The following is a 17,211-nucleotide window of genomic DNA, read 5'->3' as shown; positions in this document are numbered from 1 at the left end:
CAGCGGCCACCAGTGTCACCGATCCAGGGCCCCTGTGCCGTCATCCACAGGTAAAGACTTGGTAAGGCTTGGCGCCTCCGGGCTGCCATCAGCGTGCCGCTGCGCACCCAGAGCCGGGGGCTCGGCCGTCGTCCGGGCGCGTGAGGAGGCGACATGCCGACACGGCGGGCGTTGCTCTTGCGTCCTGGGTCACAACGTGCCTACTATCCCCATATCTAGTAGTTACACACCTGTGATTCGTCCACATGTTGTGCACATCTGGGGGCCGTGAGCCACACGTCGTCCACAGGTCGTCCCCAACGTCATACCCAGGCACATCCCACCACAGGGTGTCGTCGTCGACCCCACACTGCCAAGGAGGAGGAGCCATGCACTGCCCGTTCTGCCGGCACACCGACTCCCGCGTCGTGGACAGCAGGGTGCAGGAGGAGGGCACCGTCATCCGGCGGCGCCGCCAGTGCCCCGAGTGCGGCCGTCGCTTCGGCACGGTCGAGACGGCGACGCTGTCGGTCATCAAGCGTTCCGGGGCGACCGAGCCGTTCAGCCGCGACAAGGTGCTGGCCGGTGTGCGCAAGGCGTGCCAGGGACGGCCCGTCACCGAGGACGACCTGCAGCGGCTCGGCCAGACCGTCGAGGAGACCATCCGGGCGTCGGGTCAGGCAGAGCTCGACGCGCACGAGGTCGGCATGGCAATCCTCGCCCCGCTCAGGCAGCTGGACGAGGTCGCCTACCTGCGTTTCGCGTCGGTCTACCAGGCCTTCGACTCCCTCGACGACTTCCAGGCCGCCATCACCCTGCTGCGCTCCGAGCGTGACGCAGCGGGTATGTCGGTGGGCCCTGCAAGCGTTGACCACTAGAGACCACGAGCACGAGATCCACCCAACACCGAGGCACAAGGAGCAAGGGACATGACGGAGACGACCGGGGCCAAGTCCCGTTCGCGTCGGGCCGACAAGGGCCTGACCATCGAGCGCATCTTCACCACGCCCGGGGTGCACCCCTACGACCAGGTCACCTGGGAGCAGCGCGACGTCGTCCAGCAGAACTGGAAGACGGGGGACGTCATCTTCGAGCAGCGCGGCGTGGAGTTCCCGGACTTCTGGTCGGTCAACGCCTCGACGATCGTCACGACCAAGTACTTCCGCGGTGCTGTGGGCACCCCCGAGCGCGAGAAGGGCCTCAAGCAGCTCATCGACCGTGTCGTGCTGACCTACACCCGCGCGGGCAAGGAGCACGGCTACTTCGCCACGGACGAGGACGCTGAGGTCTTCGAGCACGAGCTGACCTACGCGCTGGTGCACCAGGTCTTCAGCTTCAACTCCCCGGTGTGGTTCAACGTGGGCACCCAGAGCCCGCAGCAGGTCAGCGCCTGCTTCATCCTCTCGGTGGACGACTCGATGGACTCGATCCTCAACTGGTACAAGGAGGAGGGGTTCATCTTCAAGGGCGGTTCCGGGGCCGGGCTGAACCTGTCCCGCATCCGTTCCTCCAAGGAGCTGCTCTCCTCCGGCGGCACCGCATCAGGTCCGGTCTCCTTCATGCGTGGCGCCGACGCCTCGGCCGGCACGATCAAGTCCGGTGGCGCGACCCGTCGCGCGGCCAAGATGGTCGTGCTGGACGTCGACCACCCGGACATCGAGGAGTTCGTGATGACCAAGGCACGCGAGGAGGACAAGATCCGCGCGCTGCGGGACGCCGGCTTCGACATGGACCTCGGTGGGTCCGACATCGTCTCGGTGCAGTACCAGAACGCGAACAACTCCGTGCGTGTGAGCGACGCGTTCATGCGTGCTGTCGAGGACGGCACCGAGTTCGGCCTGACCTCCCGGATGACCGGTGAGGTCATCGAGACGGTCGACGCCCGCGAGCTGTTCGACAAGATCGCCCAGGCCGCGTGGGAGTGCGCAGACCCTGGCCTGCAGTACGACGACACCATCAACGACTGGCACACGAACCCCGAGACCGGCCGCATCACGGCGTCCAACCCGTGCTCGGAGTACATGTCGCTCGACAACTCCAGCTGCAACCTGGCCAGCCTCAACCTGCTCAAGTTCCTGCGCGACGACAACACCTTCGACGTGGAGACCTACCAGAAGGTCGTCGAGATGGTCATCACCGCGATGGACATCTCGATCTGCTTCGCCGACTTCCCGACCGAGTCCATCGGCGAGACCACGCGTGACTTCCGGCAGCTGGGCATCGGCTACGCCAACCTCGGTGCCCTGCTAATGGCGACCGGCCGTGGCTACGACTCCGAAGGCGGGCGCGCGCTGGCCGCGAGCCTGACCTCCCTGCTCACCGGGGCTGCCTACAAGCGGTCGGCCGAGCTGGCGGGGATCGTCGGTCCGTATGCCGGCTACGCCCGCAACGCGGACCCGCACAAGCGGGTCATGCGCAAGCACCAGGCCGCCAACGACGCGCTGCGTCCGCTGCACGCCATGGACTCCGAGATCCACAAGGCCGCCACGAAGGCGTGGGACTCCGTGGTGAAGGTGGGCGAGAAGAACGGCTACCGCAACGCCCAGGCGTCGGTGCTGGCCCCCACCGGCACCATCGGCTTCATGATGGACTGCGACACCACCGGCATCGAGCCGGACTTCTCGCTGGTCAAGTTCAAGAAGCTCGTCGGCGGCGGCTCGATGCAGATCGTCAACCAGACGATCCCGCGGGCTCTGGACATGCTCGGCTACACCGAGGAGACGATCGAGGCCGTCGTCGAGCACATCGCCGAGAAGGGCCACGTCATCGACGCCCCGGGCCTGAAGCCGGAGCACTACGAGGTCTTCGACTGCGCCATGGGTGCACGGGCGATCAAGCCCATGGGCCACGTGCGCATGATGGCGGCGACCCAGCCCTTCCTGTCCGGTGCGATCTCCAAGACGGTGAACCTGCCCGAGTCCGCGACCGTCGAGGAGATTGCCGAGGTCTACCTGCAGGGCTGGACGCTGGGCCTCAAGGCGCTCGCCGTCTACCGCGACAACTGCAAGGTCGGTCAGCCGCTGTCGGACGGCAAGAAGGAGGAGAAGAAGCAGGACGAGTCCGTCGAGGCCAAGGTCGAGAAGGTCGTCGAGTACCGTCCCGTCCGCAAGCGCCTCCCCAAGCGTCGCACCAGCCAGACGACGTCGTTCGCCGTCGGTGGGGCCGAGGGCTACCTGACCGCAGGCACCTACGACGACGGCCAGCTCGGTGAGATCTTCCTCAAGTTCGGCAAGCAGGGGTCGACCCTGGCCGGAGTCATGGACGCCTTCTCGATTGCTGTCTCGGTCGGCCTGCAGTACGGCGTGCCGCTGGAGACCTACGTCGAGAAGTTCACCAACCTGCGCTTCGAGCCCGCCGGTCTGACCGACGACCCCGACGTGCGCATGTCCCAGTCCCTGATGGACTACGTGTTCCGTCGGCTCGCCCTGGACTACATGGACTTCGAGACCCGTTCGTTCATGGGGATCCACACCGCCGAGGAGCGTTCCCGTCAGCTCGAGACCGGTTCCTACGCCCCGGGGGAGTCCGCCTCGGACGAGGAGGACTACGAGGACGAGCTGGAGTCCTACAGCCAGTCGCCCGCCCCGGCGTCCAGGCGCCAGGAGCGCACGGAGGAGCCCGCGATCCACTCGAGCACCGAGCTGTTCGAGCAGCTCCAGGGCAAGTCGGCCGACGCGCCGATCTGCATGACCTGCGGCACCAAGATGCGACCCGCAGGGTCCTGCTACGTCTGTGAGGGCTGCGGCAGCACCAGCGGCTGCAGCTGACCGGTCGAGAGTCCGCCACCACCGGGTCCGGCGCTCACCGCGCCGGGCCCGGTGCTGAGCCTCCGGCGGTAGGCACGAGGCGTCGGGGAATGGCCGACCGCGACGAACCCGTTCTCCAGCCATGAGCCTGTCGAGTGGCGCACTGGCCGAGCTGGCGGCCGAGCGACGCCGACTGGCGAACGAGGCCTGGTCGGCGCTGCTCGCCGGTGGGGCCTCCTGTCGGCTCGACGGGTCGCTGCCGGCGCATGAGGCAGCGAAGCTGCGTGAGGGCGAGAGCGTGGCGCTCGGCCTGGTGGCACGCCGGGCCCGCCGGGAGCCGTCGGCGACCGCTGAGGCTGTGCTGGACGGCGCGGCCGAAGCCTGGGCTGCCCTGCCCGTGCCCGGTCAGGGACGCGACTGGGACGCCTACCGTCGTGGTGGTGAGCAGGCCCTTGCCGGTCTGCGCACGGTGCTCACCGAGACGGCGTAGCTCCGCTGAGGTGGTCGTCGTGCGCGCCTAGACTGCGGGTGTCCGCGAGACCAGGAGGTCCGTCCTCGTGCCAGCCCGTGCCGTCCCACCGGAGCCCGTCTTCACGACCGAGTCCGAGGCGCTGGTGTGGCGCCACGTCGTCGGCGCGCTGACGTCCGACGACGTGGTGCTCGCCAACCTGAGGCTCACCGAGGGCAAGGACCACGAGCTCGACCTCGTCGTCCTCATGCCCGAGGTCGGCATCGTCGTGGTCGAGGTCAAGGGCGGGTCCGTCTCGGTCGACGACGAGGGCCGGTGGTGGCAGCACAGCGGTGGGCAGACCCGTCGGATCCACCCTGTCGACCAGGCCCGGGACGGCAAGTACGCGCTGCGGCACTACGTCGAGAGCGACCCGGGCTGGGCCCACTCCTCCCGCACCCGGGTGCGCTGGGGGCATGCGGTCGTCACACCGTTCACGCACCTCGACGACGACTTCGCGACGCCTGACTGCCCCCGCTGGGCCGTGCACGGCAGGGAGGACATGGGCTCCCTCGCCGAGCGGCTCCGCGAGGTCGCGACCCGTCAGGAGTCCGGCCACCGCGTGCCGAGCCATGACGACGTCGAGCTGGTCTGTGAGATCGTCCGCGGCCGTCACCGGCCCCGTCCCGACGTCGTGGCGGAGGCGGACGAGCGCGAGGCCGTCGCCGACCGGCTCACCCAGGAGCAGGCACTGCTGCTCAAGGTGACCCGGCTGCTGCACCGCGTGGAGGTGCGCGGGGGTGCCGGCAGCGGCAAGACGATCCTGGCGCTGACCCAGGCCAAGGACCTCACCCGGGGTGGCAACGGCCGTCCTGCGCAGCGGGTGGCGCTGCTGTGCTACTCCATCGGCCTGGCCGGCTACCTGAAACGACAGGTGGCCGCGCTGCCCCGCCGGCACCGTCCGGCCTTCGTCGGGACCTTCCACGAGCTCGGTATGCAGTGGGGCGCGCCGGAGGGGTCGCGGGAGGACAGCGACTTCTGGGAGGTCTCGCTGCCGGGCCTCATGGGTGACCTGGCCCAGCAGCTGCAGGACAAGGAGCGCTTCGACGCGATCGTCGTCGACGAGGCACAGGACTTCGCCGAGTCGTGGTGGTCACCCCTCATCCGGGCACTGCGCGACGAGGAGGCCGGCGGCCTGTTCGTCTACTCCGACGAGAACCAGCGCATCTTCCCGCGCTTCGGGCGCCCTCCCGTGGAGCTCGTGCCGCTCGTGCTCGACCACAACCTGCGCAACACCCGGCAGATCGCGGAGGTCTTCGCTCCGCTGGCCCCGATGAGGATGCGGCTCATGGGCGGCTCCGGTGCGGAGGTCTCCTTCGTCGCGGCACCCGCCGACGACGCCCTCGACGTCGCCGACGACCAGGTCGAGGCGCTGCTCGACGAGGGCTGGGAGCCCCTGCACGTCGCGCTGCTCACCACCGGCCATCGTCACCCCCAGCAGGTCGAGCTGCAGGACAGCCGCGGCCAGGACGGCTACTGGCAGAGCTTCTGGGACGCCGAGGAGGTCTTCTACGGTCACGTGCTCGGCTGCAAGGGGCTGGAGCGTCAGGCCGTGGTGCTGTGCGTCAACGAGGCGGAGTCGCGCCAGCGCTCGCGGGAGCGGCTGTACGTCGGGATGTCCCGCGCCACCGACCGGCTCGTCGTCGTCGGTGACCCGGGCGTCATCGCCGAGATGGGCGGTGCCCAGGTGGCCCGGGCACTGGGGTTGTGAGCCTTGAGCGCTGACGCCTCGCCCCTGGGCCGAAGGTGTTCCCAAGCGTCGCCGTGACCACTAGCCTCGGACCCACGGGGCCGGTGCCCTAACCCGGGACATCCCCCGACGCTGGGGAGCGGTCCTATGCCTCCGATCCGTCGCAGAGCCACCACCGCCCGGCTGCTCCGGCCGAAGGACCTGCTCGACCTGCGGGTGACCGCCGTCGGCGCCACGCTCCGTCGTGACGGGCACGGACCCGTCCTGCGCACAGGGCGGGAGAGCGGCCACCTCGTCGTCGACCTCGCCTTCCAGCACCTGGGGGAGCAGGCCTACCCGGAGTACCTCGGCAGCCCGGAGCCCCCCGAGGTCGACCTCGTCGCCGGGCACCGGGCGGCCCGCCCGTCCCGCCTGGTCTACGACCTGCCACCGGGGACCGAGGTGCCCTGGTCCCTGGCCGGGGTCCTCGCGGCCCTGCCGCGGCTGCGGCTGCGGGTCGCGCCGCTGGCCACGCCCGGCCCGGACAGCTACCCCGAGGACCTCTCCCCGGCCGCCGGACCGGGCGGCTTCGTGCTGCCGCCGTGGGTCTTCGAGGAGGTCCGCCTGGACGACGTGACCCTGGCGGGACCGCGCACCCTGACCCGCGCTGCCGTGGCGGCCCGCACCGTCCGTATGGTGCGTGGCATCAGCCACGGCGTGCTGGGGAGGGCGGTCGAGGGGCTGCCGGGGGTGGTGGCGGCCCCGGGCAGGCCGGTGCGCCCGACCCGCCCGCTGCGGCCGGTCCGGCCGGTGCGACCCCGGCCGCCGGCTGCCGACGAGACTGCCCTCGAGGTGCCCTACCGGCTCGTGGTCTCGCCGAGCGCTGCACACGGCGCCTTCGTGCACGACGTCGAGCCGGTGACCGCCGGCGACGACGCGAGCAGGGCCCAGCTGTGGCACACCCGGCTGACCACCCGCGTCGAGGACGAGGAGCAGCAGTTCCAGGGCCACACCGACGACCACCTCCAGCGGGTGGTGCGTGCCGTCTGGGCGCGCGACCTGGAGGCACCCGACCTCGCCGAGGACCAGGACGTCGTCCTGATGTCCACGACCCCGGTCGACCGCCGCACGCTGGTGCGGCAGAGCGCGGCGACGCACGAGGGGGTGACCCCGGTGCCCTTCCGGGTGCGCAGGCTGCACCTGTCCGCGCTCGGGGCCTGGGTCGACTGGCGTGGCGCCTGGGACACCACGCAGTGGAGCTCGCTGGAGGGCTGGGGCGGCACGATCACCAAGATCTCCTCCTACCGCCATGTCGCCGACATGGGGCGCGACTCCTATGTCCGGCTCACCTACCCGGGCTTCCTCTTCCCGTTCGGTCACCGTTGCGAGCTGGTCAAGCTCACCGAGCGCAAGGTCCACGAGCCCAGCCGCACGGCATACCTGCGCCAGCGGTTCTTCATCGTGCTCCGCGAGACCGTGCGCTCCTGGTCGCAGCGGGACACCCCGCTGCACCAGGTGACCCTGGAGCCCCTGGTCACCCCGGACCTGGACCCGGTCCCTGAGGAGCCGACCACCATGTTCTTCCCGCACCGGGGCGGCGTGCCGTTCCGGTGGGACCTCACCGGGGTGGACCGGGCGGGGGAGACGGTCTCGCTCTCGGCCCCGCTCCTCTTCGTGCCGGAGGCGGCGATCGACGACCTGCGCTCCGACAACACCCCCGCCCAGACCGGGCAGGCGGTGTCCGACGCCTACGCCACCCACCGGGTCGTCGACGCTCGCGGACAGCTCGTCTCCTTCGCGGCCCCGGCCGCGCACGGCGACACCCGGCTGGAGGTCAACACGCTGTCCTGGGACGGGCACACCGACGTCGACGAGTACACCTCCCGCCCCTTCCTGACCAGCAGCAACGCCGTGGTCCCGGCACTGCGGCACCTGGCGGGCCAGGCGCCGGGGGTCGACCTCACCTTCGCCGACGCCTACCTGGCCACGGAGCCCGGTGGTGACACCGCCCTGGGCTTCGGGACGCTGAACCCCTCCGGCCTGTTCCTGACCCTGGCCGGCCCCCCGGTGGGGCTGGACTTCTCCACCGGCACCGACCAGGCCGGCGGCTTCGTCTCGCCGAACCTCATGGTCCGCGCCCTGTCCCGCTCCCTCGGAGCCGTGGGCGACGACGGGTCCACCGCCGGAGGGCTGGCCGACGGCCGGTTCGACGCCGCGGCCTTCCTGCAGGGAGCGCTGCCGAAGCTGTTCGGCCTGTTCGACCTCGTCGAGCTCATCGAGGCCGTCACCGGTCAGCCCTTGGACCTCTCGGCGGCACCGAGCTTCGTCACCGAGGCCCTCGACACCGTCACCGCGGTCGGCGCCGAGGTGGAGCGGCTGCAGGCGGCGGTCACCGCGGCCCAGGCCCGGCTCGCCGAGGACCTGGCCCAGGCGGGCCTCAACGGTGCCCACACCGGGGCCACCCAGGCCATCCAGGACGCACAGGACGCGCTGGACACGGCTGCCGCACCGTTGCGCGGCCGCCTCCAGACCCTGGCCACCGCCCTCGCGGGCCTCGCCGGGAACCCGGCCGGCGTCACGGCCGTCGAGGACGCAGCAGCCGAGGTGCTCAGCGCCCTGCAGGCGCTGCGCACCGCTCTGGTGCACCCACGGCTGCCCGTGGCGGTCCGCTCCTCCCTCGCCAAGCCGCTGGAGGCGCTCGACGCGATCCTCTCGGCAGCCGAGCTCCTCCAGGCCGTCGTTGACTTCGCCGACGACCTGCTCACCCCGGCCGACGGCGTGACGGCCCGCTTCGAGTGGCGGCCCGAGATCGGCAGCTGGCCGTCCGAGGCCGCCCCGGTCTTCCACGCCAAGGACCGGCTCGGCTTCGGTCTGGCCGTGGAGGTGCGAGCCGGTGCGCAGGGCGCTCCGAGTGTCGACGTCAGCGCCGAGCTGCGCACCTTCGCCCTGCAGCTGCTGCCGGGTGAGCCGCTGATGGCGATGAACTTCTCGCGCATCGGCTTCCGCGTCAGCTCCGGCAGCGCGCCCGAGGTCGACGTCGTCTTCGACGGCATGGAGTTCCTCGGAGCGCTCGGCTTCGTCGAGACGCTGCGCCGGATGATCCCCTTCGACGGGTTCGCCGACCCGCCCTACGTCGACGTGGCCCCCGACGGGGTCACCGCGGGCTTCGACCTCGAGCTGCCCAACGTCTCGGTCGGGGTGTTCAGCCTGGAGAACATCGCACTGGGCGCCGACGCCCGGGTGCCCTTCCTGGGTGACGCCGTCACGGTGGGGTTCTCCTTCTGCTCCAAGGACTCGCCGTTCCGCCTCACCGTGATGTGCATCGGTGGGGGCGGGTGGGTCGCCCTGCGGCTCTCACCGATGGGCATGGTCGCGCTCGAGATGGGCCTGGAGGCCGCGGCCTCCCTGTCGGTCGACCTCGGGGTCGCCTCCGGCTCGGTCTCGGTCTCGGTCGGGGTCTACCTCAGGCTCGAGGGCGAGGCCGGGTCGCTGACCGGCTACTTCCGCATCCGCGGCGAGGTCGACGTGCTGGGCCTCATCTCCGCCTCCATCACCCTGGAGCTGTCCCTCACCTACGACTTCCCGACCGGCAAGATGGTCGGCAAAGCATCCCTGGTGGTCGAGGTCGAGGTGCTCTTCTTCTCCGCCTCGGTCACCGTCACCTGCGAGCGCCGCCTCGCCGGGTCCAAGGGCGACCCCGTCCTGAAGGACATCATGCCGCCGGACGCCGACGGCCACAGCGACGCCTGGTCCGCCTACTGCGCGGCCTTCGCCCCGGGAGCCTGAGATGACCACGACCCGCCTCCTCGCCACCGCGCTGCCGCACTCCCTGGCACCGGACGCGCCGTTCCACCTCTCGGTGTTCTTCACCCACCGGCTCACCCCGGACGCGGCGCCGTCCGTGCTGGGCGACTTCCCGGACACCGCGTCCTGGGTCACGACGCTGCTCGCGGGCACGCTGGACCTGGTCACCGACACTGCGCCGGGCGGCATCCCGGTGCGCGTCGTGTCCGAGCCCGCTCCCGACCAGGACGACTGGTCCGCCGTCTTCCCCGAGGACACCCCGGTGGTCGGCTTCCCGACACCGCACGTGACCGACGAGCCGTGGCGGACCTTCCCCGCCCATGCGATGGACGGGCACGCGCTCGACCTGCACCTGGGCTCCACCCTGGTCTCACCCCTGGCCCCGCCGCCCGTGCTGGGCAACCCGCTCGTCGAGGCGGTGCTGCAGCCCTTCGGCGAGCTGCAGACGGCGGTGCGCGAGCTCCTGGGCCAGGCAGGCGCGCGGGCCGAGCGTGACGCCGAGGTCTACCGGCGCAGGCTGGCGGAGGTGGCCGCCACGCTCGGCCAGCGGGGGCTGCGCGACGGGGGCTACCCGTCCGAGCCGACGGCGTGGACCTCGGCCGTGGAGGTGCTGCTGCGGGACACCGACGGCGACCGGAGGTTCACGGACTACCTGGACTCCCTGCTCGAGGAGACCTCGCTCGACGACCCGGTGCTCGTGGCGCTGCGGGACGTCCACGCGGCACGCCGGTTCTACCAGCGTGAGGAGCCGGCCTACCTCGACCGGCCCGACCCCGAGGCGGTGCACCCCCGCCCCGAGGTCCCCGAGCAGGACTTCCACGAGCGTGCCGGGTCCCTGGGCAGCACCCCCGTCCTGCTGCGCGCCCTGGGGCTCGTCGTCGACGTGGCGGTCGACGACCCCGACGACCGGCAGCTGCTGGCGGGTGCCTCCTGGGTCTCGGCCCGCTTCAGCCCCGCCGAGGGCGCGGACGTCGTGCGGCTGGCTCCACCGCGCACGTGGTGCGAGTCGTCCCGCGGGCACTTCCGTGCCGTGTCCTCCGACGCCTGGGCCGGGGGAGCGATGCCGCTGGGGGACCCCGACACCTACACGGTGCTGGACCTGGACCCCGACGCGTCCGCGCTCAAGCTGGAGCAGCATGTGCGCGACCTGCCCAGGGCGCTGGCCACCGAGCTCAACGGTGACCCGGTCACGGCCGCGCCGGCGTCGCTGCGCGCGACCGGCTTCTCCATCGCGCGGACCGGTCGCGACGCCGCGCTGCTGGCGCAGGTGCAGCGCGCCGAGACGCTCACCGCGGCCGACGACGACGGCACCGCTGCCGGACCGGACCTGTCCTACGACGACCTGGTGCGCGGCATACGGCTGGAGGTCTGGGACGACGAGAGCACGACATGGCACTCCGTGCACGCACGCCGGGTCGACGTCACCGCCGGCGGCAGGCCGGTGCTCGAGGACACCCCGGACACCGGCTTCCTGCAGCTTACCGGCCTGACGAAGGTCCCGGGGGAGGGCAACCCCTACTACCTGCACGAGGTCTTCGTCGGGTGGGACGGGTGGAGCCTGTCCGCCCCCCGGCCGGGCAAGGTCGTCGTGCACGGTGACGGCGTCAACGGTCCTGCCGGTGAGGAGCTGGTGCTCGACGAGCCGCCGGACCCACCGGCCGGCCACGTCCACACCACGACCCGGGTGGAGCCGGGCACCCTGCCGTGGCTGCGCTACGGACGTCGCTACTCCTTCCGTGTGCGTGGCGTCGACCTGGCCGGCAACTCGGTGCCCCGCCCGGCCGCGGGAGGGGCCGGGGGCCAGGCGCTCGCCGCCGCCGAGGACCAGCTGGAGCTGCTGCGCCGCACGTTCGCCGAGCGGGACCGGTCCGGGCTGCTCGGCGTCGTGCGTGAGGACGTGCTGGAGAGGCTTCCCGGTGGGCCCGGCCCGGAGGACACCGGGCTTCTCGACCTGCTGGCCCGCACCGCCGAGGACCTGTCCGGGGCGCAGGGGCGGATGGCCCGCGAGGCCCGGCCGCCCCAGGAGGTCCGGCTGCCGCAGGAGGCGGTCACGGGGGTTGAGGAGGTGGACTCCGTCCTGCTGCGCCGCGCCACCGAGCGGGTCAGCACCGAGCTGTCCGGCGAGGATGCCGCGCTGCGGCGCGGGGTCACCGTCGCGCTGGGACGGCTGGCCCGCACCCATGACACCTGGCGGGTGCGGGCCCATCTCGAGGTCGACCCCTCGGTCTTCGCGGGGCTGGACGACACGCGGGACCCGATCGTGCGGCGGCCCGGCTCGCCCCGGGTCCCCGGCGTGGGGGTGCCGCCCGTGGCTCCCCGGCCCCTGGCCGTCCCGGTCGTCACGACCCCCCGCCCGTTCCTGCGGTGGCACCCGGTGCCGCCGCCGACCCTCGTGGCACGGCACCCGCTGGGCCCTGGCGAGAGCCTGCAGCGGCTCGTCGTGCGTGACGACCAGAGCACCCAGCGGCACGTGGCCCCGCCCAAGGGCACCCAGCTGGAGGCCGAGCAGCACGGTGAGTTCGACGCCGCCATCGGCTCGAGCGACCCGGCGGTGCACGACCAGCTGCTGGCCACCGCACTCAAGGAGCGCGGCACCCTGCTCGACGAGTGGGTCCAGGACCTGGCCGACCCCACCGCCACCGTGCACCAGGACGGGATCGCGCTGCACACCCGCCCCGGCGCCGACCCGGACGCTCAGGTGACGCTCGAGCAGGTCACCACCCGGCGGGACACGCCTCTGGGCGAGGGACAGTACGTCGTCCACGACACCGACCGGCTCGTGCTTCCCTACCTGCCGGACCCGCTGGCGCACGGGGCGTCGCTGGTGTTCTACGACGCCGGTGCCGGGCACACTCTGCCCGAGCCCCGGGTGCTCCAGACGGTGGTGCTGCCGTATGCCGGAGGCTGGCCCGGCCGGGAGCCGCTGCGGCTGGTGCTGGAGCCGGGGGAGCAGCTCGGCGCGCGACGTGAGGGCAACCTCGTGCGGGTGTCGCTGCCGGCGGGGGAGGAGGTGCGGGTCGCGATGTCGTCGGCCCTCGACGAGGAGCGGCTGCAGGTGCTGGGGCTGTGGCGCTCGCACGTGGCCTCGGCGCCCGGCGGCGACGAGGCGGACGGACTGGCCCGGGCGCTGCTGGCGCGGGCCGCCGCCAACGGGTGGTTCTGGTGGCTCACCCCCTCGCACGACCTCCGGCTGGTGCATGCCGTGCGGCAGCCGGTGCGCCCACCGGAGCTGGCGGCCCTGAGGGTGCTGCTGCGCCCACCGGGGCTCACGGTCGCGGCCCTGGCCGGGGTGGTGGACGTGCACGGGCCGAGCACCGAGCGGCTGGTGCTGGAGGCGAGCTGGAGCGAGTGGGTCGACGACCTCGCCGCCGAGGGACCGCAGCGCGTCGAGCGCCAGGACGTGGTGCTGTCCTCACCGGTGCACCCGGACGACCACTACGGCCTGCTGCACCTCGTGGACGCCGTGGTCGGGGGCGACGGCGGCACCGTGCCGGTCGTGTCCCACCGTGCTCTCCAGACCTTCACCGACACCCACCACCGGCGGGTGACGTACACGCCACGTGGGGTGACGCGCTACGCCGAGTTCTTCGACCCGTCCGAGCTGCCCGCCCCGGACGACCCGTCGCTGCGCGGGGCGCCGCGGGAGCTGACGGTGGTCAGCTCTGCGCGCCCGGCGGCCCCGGTGGTCACGGACGTGGGGCCTCTCCTGCTGTGGGAGGAGCAGACCGAGGCGGACCAGCCGTTCGCTCTGCGACGCACCCGCCGCTCGGGCGCTCGCGTCTGGCTGGACCGGCCGTGGTTCTCCTCCGGTGACGGCGAGCTGCTGGGCGTGGTGCTCGCCGCCTCGGACGCCGTCCCGCCCAGCCTGTCCTCGCGGTGGGGCAAGGACCCGACCCAGCTCACCGGCATACCTCCCACCACGACGATGCCCCCGCTGGTGGGCCTGGGCGACCTCGTGCTCACCATGGTCGCGGGGGAGGTGGTCGACCCGCGTCCCGGGCGGCCGGTGACACCGTTCGTCAGCAGCGCGCTGGTCGACGCCAAGGACACGCCGACGGTGAGCGTGCTGGGCTACCGGCCCGAGTTCCACCCCGGCCGGCGGCAGTGGTTCGTCGACGTGGCGATGGACCCCGGCGACTCGGTGTGGCCCTTCGTGCGGCTCGCGCTCGCGCGCTACCAGCCGCACTCCCTGCCGGGTCACGACCTGTCGCCGGTCGTGATGGCCGACTGGGTGCAGCCGTTGCCGGAGCGGACTGCGACGGCCAGCCGGCGCACGGACGAGACGGTGCGGCTGACGGTGACCGGGCCGGTCGGCCTCAGCCGGCTGCCGGACCCCAGGTGGGGGATGACGTCCGTGACGTCGGAGGCGGCACTGGACGGTGCGGACGCGCTGCTGCGGGCCTCCCGCGAGGTGTTCGCCACGGTGCAGGAGGCTCCGGCCGCGGGCGGCAGCGACCTGGAGTGGGTCGACCACGAGCGCGTCCGGCTCCCGCTCGTGGGGTTCGCGGGCCTGCGGGTGACCTGGTCGGCCGAGCTGACCCTCCCGGAACCGGTCGCGGTGGCCACCCCCGGCTCCTCCACCCGTCTGCGGGTCCTCCTGGAGGAGCACGAGCACTTCGACGCCGACCCCGACGAGGGGCCCAACCGGCCGGGCAAGGGGCAGGCGCACCGGCTGGTCTACGCCGACCACGTCCCGCTCTGACACCTCGGTCGGCCGACACCTCGGTCAGCGGGCCGCAGTCGTCGGCCCCGCCCATCCGGCGACGACCTCGCGGAAGGGGGTGGCGGCCCTCCCCAGCACCCGCTCGACGTCGTCGCTCACGGTGGCGACCTCCCCGGCCGCGATGGCCAGGTAGGTCGAGACCCAGGCGTCGAGCTGCCACGGCTCGGGATGCCACCGGGCCCTCGAGGCACGCGCCTGCTCGAGGGACTCCTCGACGTAGCGGATCTCTCGTCCGGCGGTCTGCGACAGGACCGCCGCGACCTCCTGCAGGCTCAGCGCCTCCGGGCCGGTCAGGTCCAGGGTGCGGCCGGCATACGCCTGCGGGTCCTGGAGCACGGCCGTCGCCACCTCGGCGACGTCGCGCCGGGCCACCGCCGAGACCCGGCCGTCGCCCGCCGGGCCGCGCAGGGCCCCGTCGTCACCGACGAAGAGGGGCAGGACGTCGGCGTAGAAGCTGTCCCGCAGGAAGGTGGCGCTCAGGCCGCTGTCGCGGACGGCCTGCTCGGTCGCCCAGTGGTCGCGCGCCAGCGTGAAGGTCGCCTCCGGGGCGGCGTTGAGGAACGACAGGTAGACGAGGTGGCGCACGCCGGACGAAGCGGCGTCACGGACCATCGCGAGGTGCTGCTCCCGCCGGGTCGCCGACTCCGACGCGGAGACCATGAGGAGCACGTCGACCCCCTCGAGCGCACGGCGGCAGGCCACGCTGTCGCCGTAGGCCGCGCGTCTCACCTCCGCCCCGGCGAGCGCCGGTGCACGCGAGGGGTCACGGACCAGGAGCACCTGGGGCACTCCCGCCGCGCTGAGCAGCCGGGCCGTGCGGCCGCCGACATGGCCCGTCGCCCCGGTCACCGCGATGGTCATCGGGCTCCTCCTTGGGGTGTCGCTGACCGAACCCTTGCCAAGATTTGACCATTCTCGCGGAGACAGGCGTCCGAGGTGCTGCCTACGGTGAGGTGACTCGATCCGGCGCACGTCCGCGCCGGTGCCGTCACCTGGAGGACCGATGCGTCATTCCCGTCCCGTCTCCGTCGCCGCCGCCGTGGGAGCGCTCATGCTCGCCGCCGGTATGGCCCCCGCCACCGGCGCCGGGGGTGCCGTGCCCGACCACGCCGTCGAGCGTCATGCCGCCGCGACCAGCAAGGCCGAGCAGACGGCCGTGGCCGCCTACTGGACGCCGGCCCGGATGAAGTCCGCGGTCCCCCGTGGCGGCAGGATCGACCCGATGGCGCCGCCGGCCGGCAAGGGCCCCGGTGGCGGGGGTGGCGGCGGTGGTGGCGGCAACGCGGGCAAGGCGGTGCAGCTGCCGGCCGAGCCGCGCCACGGCAAGGTGTTCTTCACCCTGGGCGGCACCAACTACGTCTGCTCCGGCACGGCGACGGGCAGCACGAACGGCGACGTCGTCACGACGGCCGGACACTGCCTCAACGAGGGGCCGGGCGACTACGCCACCAACTTCGCCTTCGTGCCTGCCTACGACAACGGGCAGGACCCCTACGGCACCTGGGTGGCCGAGGAGCTGCTCACCACCTCCCCGTGGGCCGACCAGGGCGACATCAACCACGACGTGGGCTTCGCCGTGATGGCCGAGCAGGGTGGGTCCAGCCTGACCCAGGTCGTCGGCAGCTTCCCGATCGCCTTCAACCTCGGCTACGGCCTCGCCTTCGACGCCTACGGCTACCCGGCCGCCACCCCGTACGACGGACAGAGCCTGTGGCGCTGCTCCGGCACGGCCGGCCGCGACACCCGCGGCACCGACGACCATCGCCTGCCCTGCAGCATGACCGGCGGCTCCTCGGGCGGCGGCTGGATCACGGGCGGTCAGCTCAACTCGGTCAACTCCTTCGGCTACCGCGGCGAGAAGGACGTCATGTACGGCCCCTACTTCGGCAACACCGAGCAGGCGGTCTACCAGGCGGCCTCCACCTCCTGACCCTGTGACGACGCGGGCCTGCCCCCCGCCCGGGGGGCAGGCCCGCATCCAGGTCCGCACCGTTGACGGCGGCGGAGCCGGGCGCGAGGATGCGGGGAGGAGACACCGAGAGGGGACGAGATGGCCAGGATGCAGTGGGACGACTTCGACGAGGGGCAGAAGGCCGGCCTGATCGTGGCCACGTCGACCCAGGTGGCGCTCGCGGTCTCGGCGTGGACGGACCTCGCCGTGCGTCCCGCCGAGGAGGTCAGGGGGAGCAAGGCCAAGTGGGCGGCTATCATCGCGATCAACTACGTCGGGCCGATCCTCTACTTCACCCGGGGCCGTGTCCGGTCCTGACCGAGGATGATGCCTGTCTCCTGGTAGGTGGCCGCGGTCGTCGACGAGACCTACGAGGGCGCGGTCGTCGCGGCGTTCTGAGCGGCCGCGTCCTGACCGACGCGGCTCAGGAGAGCACGGACCGGGCGATGAGGTGGTCCAGGCGTCGCACGTCGATGCCCTTGCGCACGCTGATCTTGATGGTGCCGGCACGCGTCCACAGCTCGATCTCCGCGCTGAAGTCGAGGGTGCGGGCGTTCTCCGAGGACCACATGTGGATCGAGGAGTAGGGCAGCGAGTAGATCTCCACCTTGCGCCCGGTCATGCCCTGGGCGTCCCGCACGATGAGCCGGCGGTCGGTGAAGATCGCCGCGTCGCGCACCGTGCGGTAGGCCGCGACCGCCTGCTCGCCCGGCACGAGCAGCTCCGCGGCGTCGTCGGGGACCGGGCTCTCCGACACGAACGTCCAGCTCAGTGCTCCGATGGCATCCATGACCCGGGTCTCCTCTCGCGCGGCTCTACCTCGGACCCTAC

General features: G+C 72.3%; 10 protein-coding genes. 8 read left to right on the top strand and 2 right to left on the bottom strand.

Translation table 11 applies throughout. The features are described from left to right. Window positions 1-368: 368 nt before the first annotated feature. The 6 genes from nrdR to LVO85_RS00195 all read left to right on the top strand — a co-directional run bounded on the left by nrdR (window position 369) and on the right by LVO85_RS00195 (window position 14,408). Entirely contained in the window at window positions 369-857 is a 489-nt protein-coding gene (gene nrdR, locus LVO85_RS00220; protein WP_232745312.1) for a transcriptional regulator NrdR, read from the top strand. Between the two features lie 51 nt (window positions 858-908). Then, window positions 909-3,746, top strand: a complete 2,838-nt coding sequence (locus LVO85_RS00215) for a vitamin B12-dependent ribonucleotide reductase (RefSeq protein ID WP_232745311.1) — start codon at window positions 909-911, stop codon at window positions 3,744-3,746. 121 nt (window positions 3,747-3,867) lie between these two features. Beyond that, window positions 3,868-4,215 carry a hypothetical protein gene (locus LVO85_RS00210; protein ID WP_232745305.1) on the top strand — a complete coding sequence of 116 codons (348 nt, stop codon included), beginning with the start codon at window positions 3,868-3,870 and terminating at the stop codon, window positions 4,213-4,215. A gap of 67 nt (window positions 4,216-4,282) precedes the next feature. After that, window positions 4,283-5,944 carry an NERD domain-containing protein gene (locus LVO85_RS00205; RefSeq protein WP_232745303.1) on the top strand — a complete coding sequence of 554 codons (1,662 nt, stop codon included), beginning with the start codon at window positions 4,283-4,285 and terminating at the stop codon, window positions 5,942-5,944. Between the two features lie 126 nt (window positions 5,945-6,070). Next, window positions 6,071-9,688 (top strand): hypothetical protein, encoded by a 3,618-nt coding sequence (locus LVO85_RS00200; protein ID WP_232745301.1) that lies wholly within the window; start codon window positions 6,071-6,073, stop codon window positions 9,686-9,688. A 1-nt stretch (window position 9,689) separates the two neighbouring features. Beyond that, entirely contained in the window at window positions 9,690-14,408 is a 4,719-nt protein-coding gene (locus tag LVO85_RS00195) for a hypothetical protein (protein WP_232745299.1), read from the top strand. Window positions 14,409-14,432: 24 nt separating this feature from the next. Here the strand turns inward: LVO85_RS00195 and LVO85_RS00190 are convergent, their stop codons facing one another. Further along, window positions 14,433-15,290: an SDR family oxidoreductase gene (locus LVO85_RS00190; protein ID WP_232745298.1), complete on the bottom strand. Its 858-nt coding sequence runs from the start codon at window positions 15,288-15,290 to the stop codon at window positions 14,433-14,435. Between the two features lie 142 nt (window positions 15,291-15,432). Between LVO85_RS00190 and LVO85_RS00185 the strand changes: the two genes are divergently transcribed. Together LVO85_RS00185 and LVO85_RS00180 are read left to right on the top strand one after the other, a co-directional pair. Continuing rightward, window positions 15,433-16,359, top strand: a complete 927-nt coding sequence (locus LVO85_RS00185; RefSeq protein WP_232745296.1) for a trypsin-like serine peptidase — start codon at window positions 15,433-15,435, stop codon at window positions 16,357-16,359. A gap of 120 nt (window positions 16,360-16,479) precedes the next feature. After that, window positions 16,480-16,698, top strand: a complete 219-nt coding sequence (locus tag LVO85_RS00180; protein ID WP_232745294.1) for a PLDc N-terminal domain-containing protein — start codon at window positions 16,480-16,482, stop codon at window positions 16,696-16,698. 106 nt (window positions 16,699-16,804) lie between these two features. Here the strand turns inward: LVO85_RS00180 and LVO85_RS00175 are convergent, their stop codons facing one another. Continuing rightward, the gene (locus LVO85_RS00175; RefSeq protein WP_232745293.1) at window positions 16,805-17,170 is read right to left on the bottom strand and encodes a PH domain-containing protein; all 366 of its coding nucleotides are present in this window, start codon (window positions 17,168-17,170) and stop codon (window positions 16,805-16,807) included. Between the last annotated feature and the right edge of the window lie 41 nt (window positions 17,171-17,211).

The organism is Ornithinimicrobium sediminis (assembly GCF_021272345.1).
GTDB lineage: Bacteria > Actinomycetota > Actinomycetes > Actinomycetales > Dermatophilaceae > Ornithinicoccus > Ornithinicoccus sediminis_B.
The sequence above is the reverse complement of the archived record's forward strand: the minus strand, read 5'-3'. Positions and strand labels throughout refer to the sequence as shown.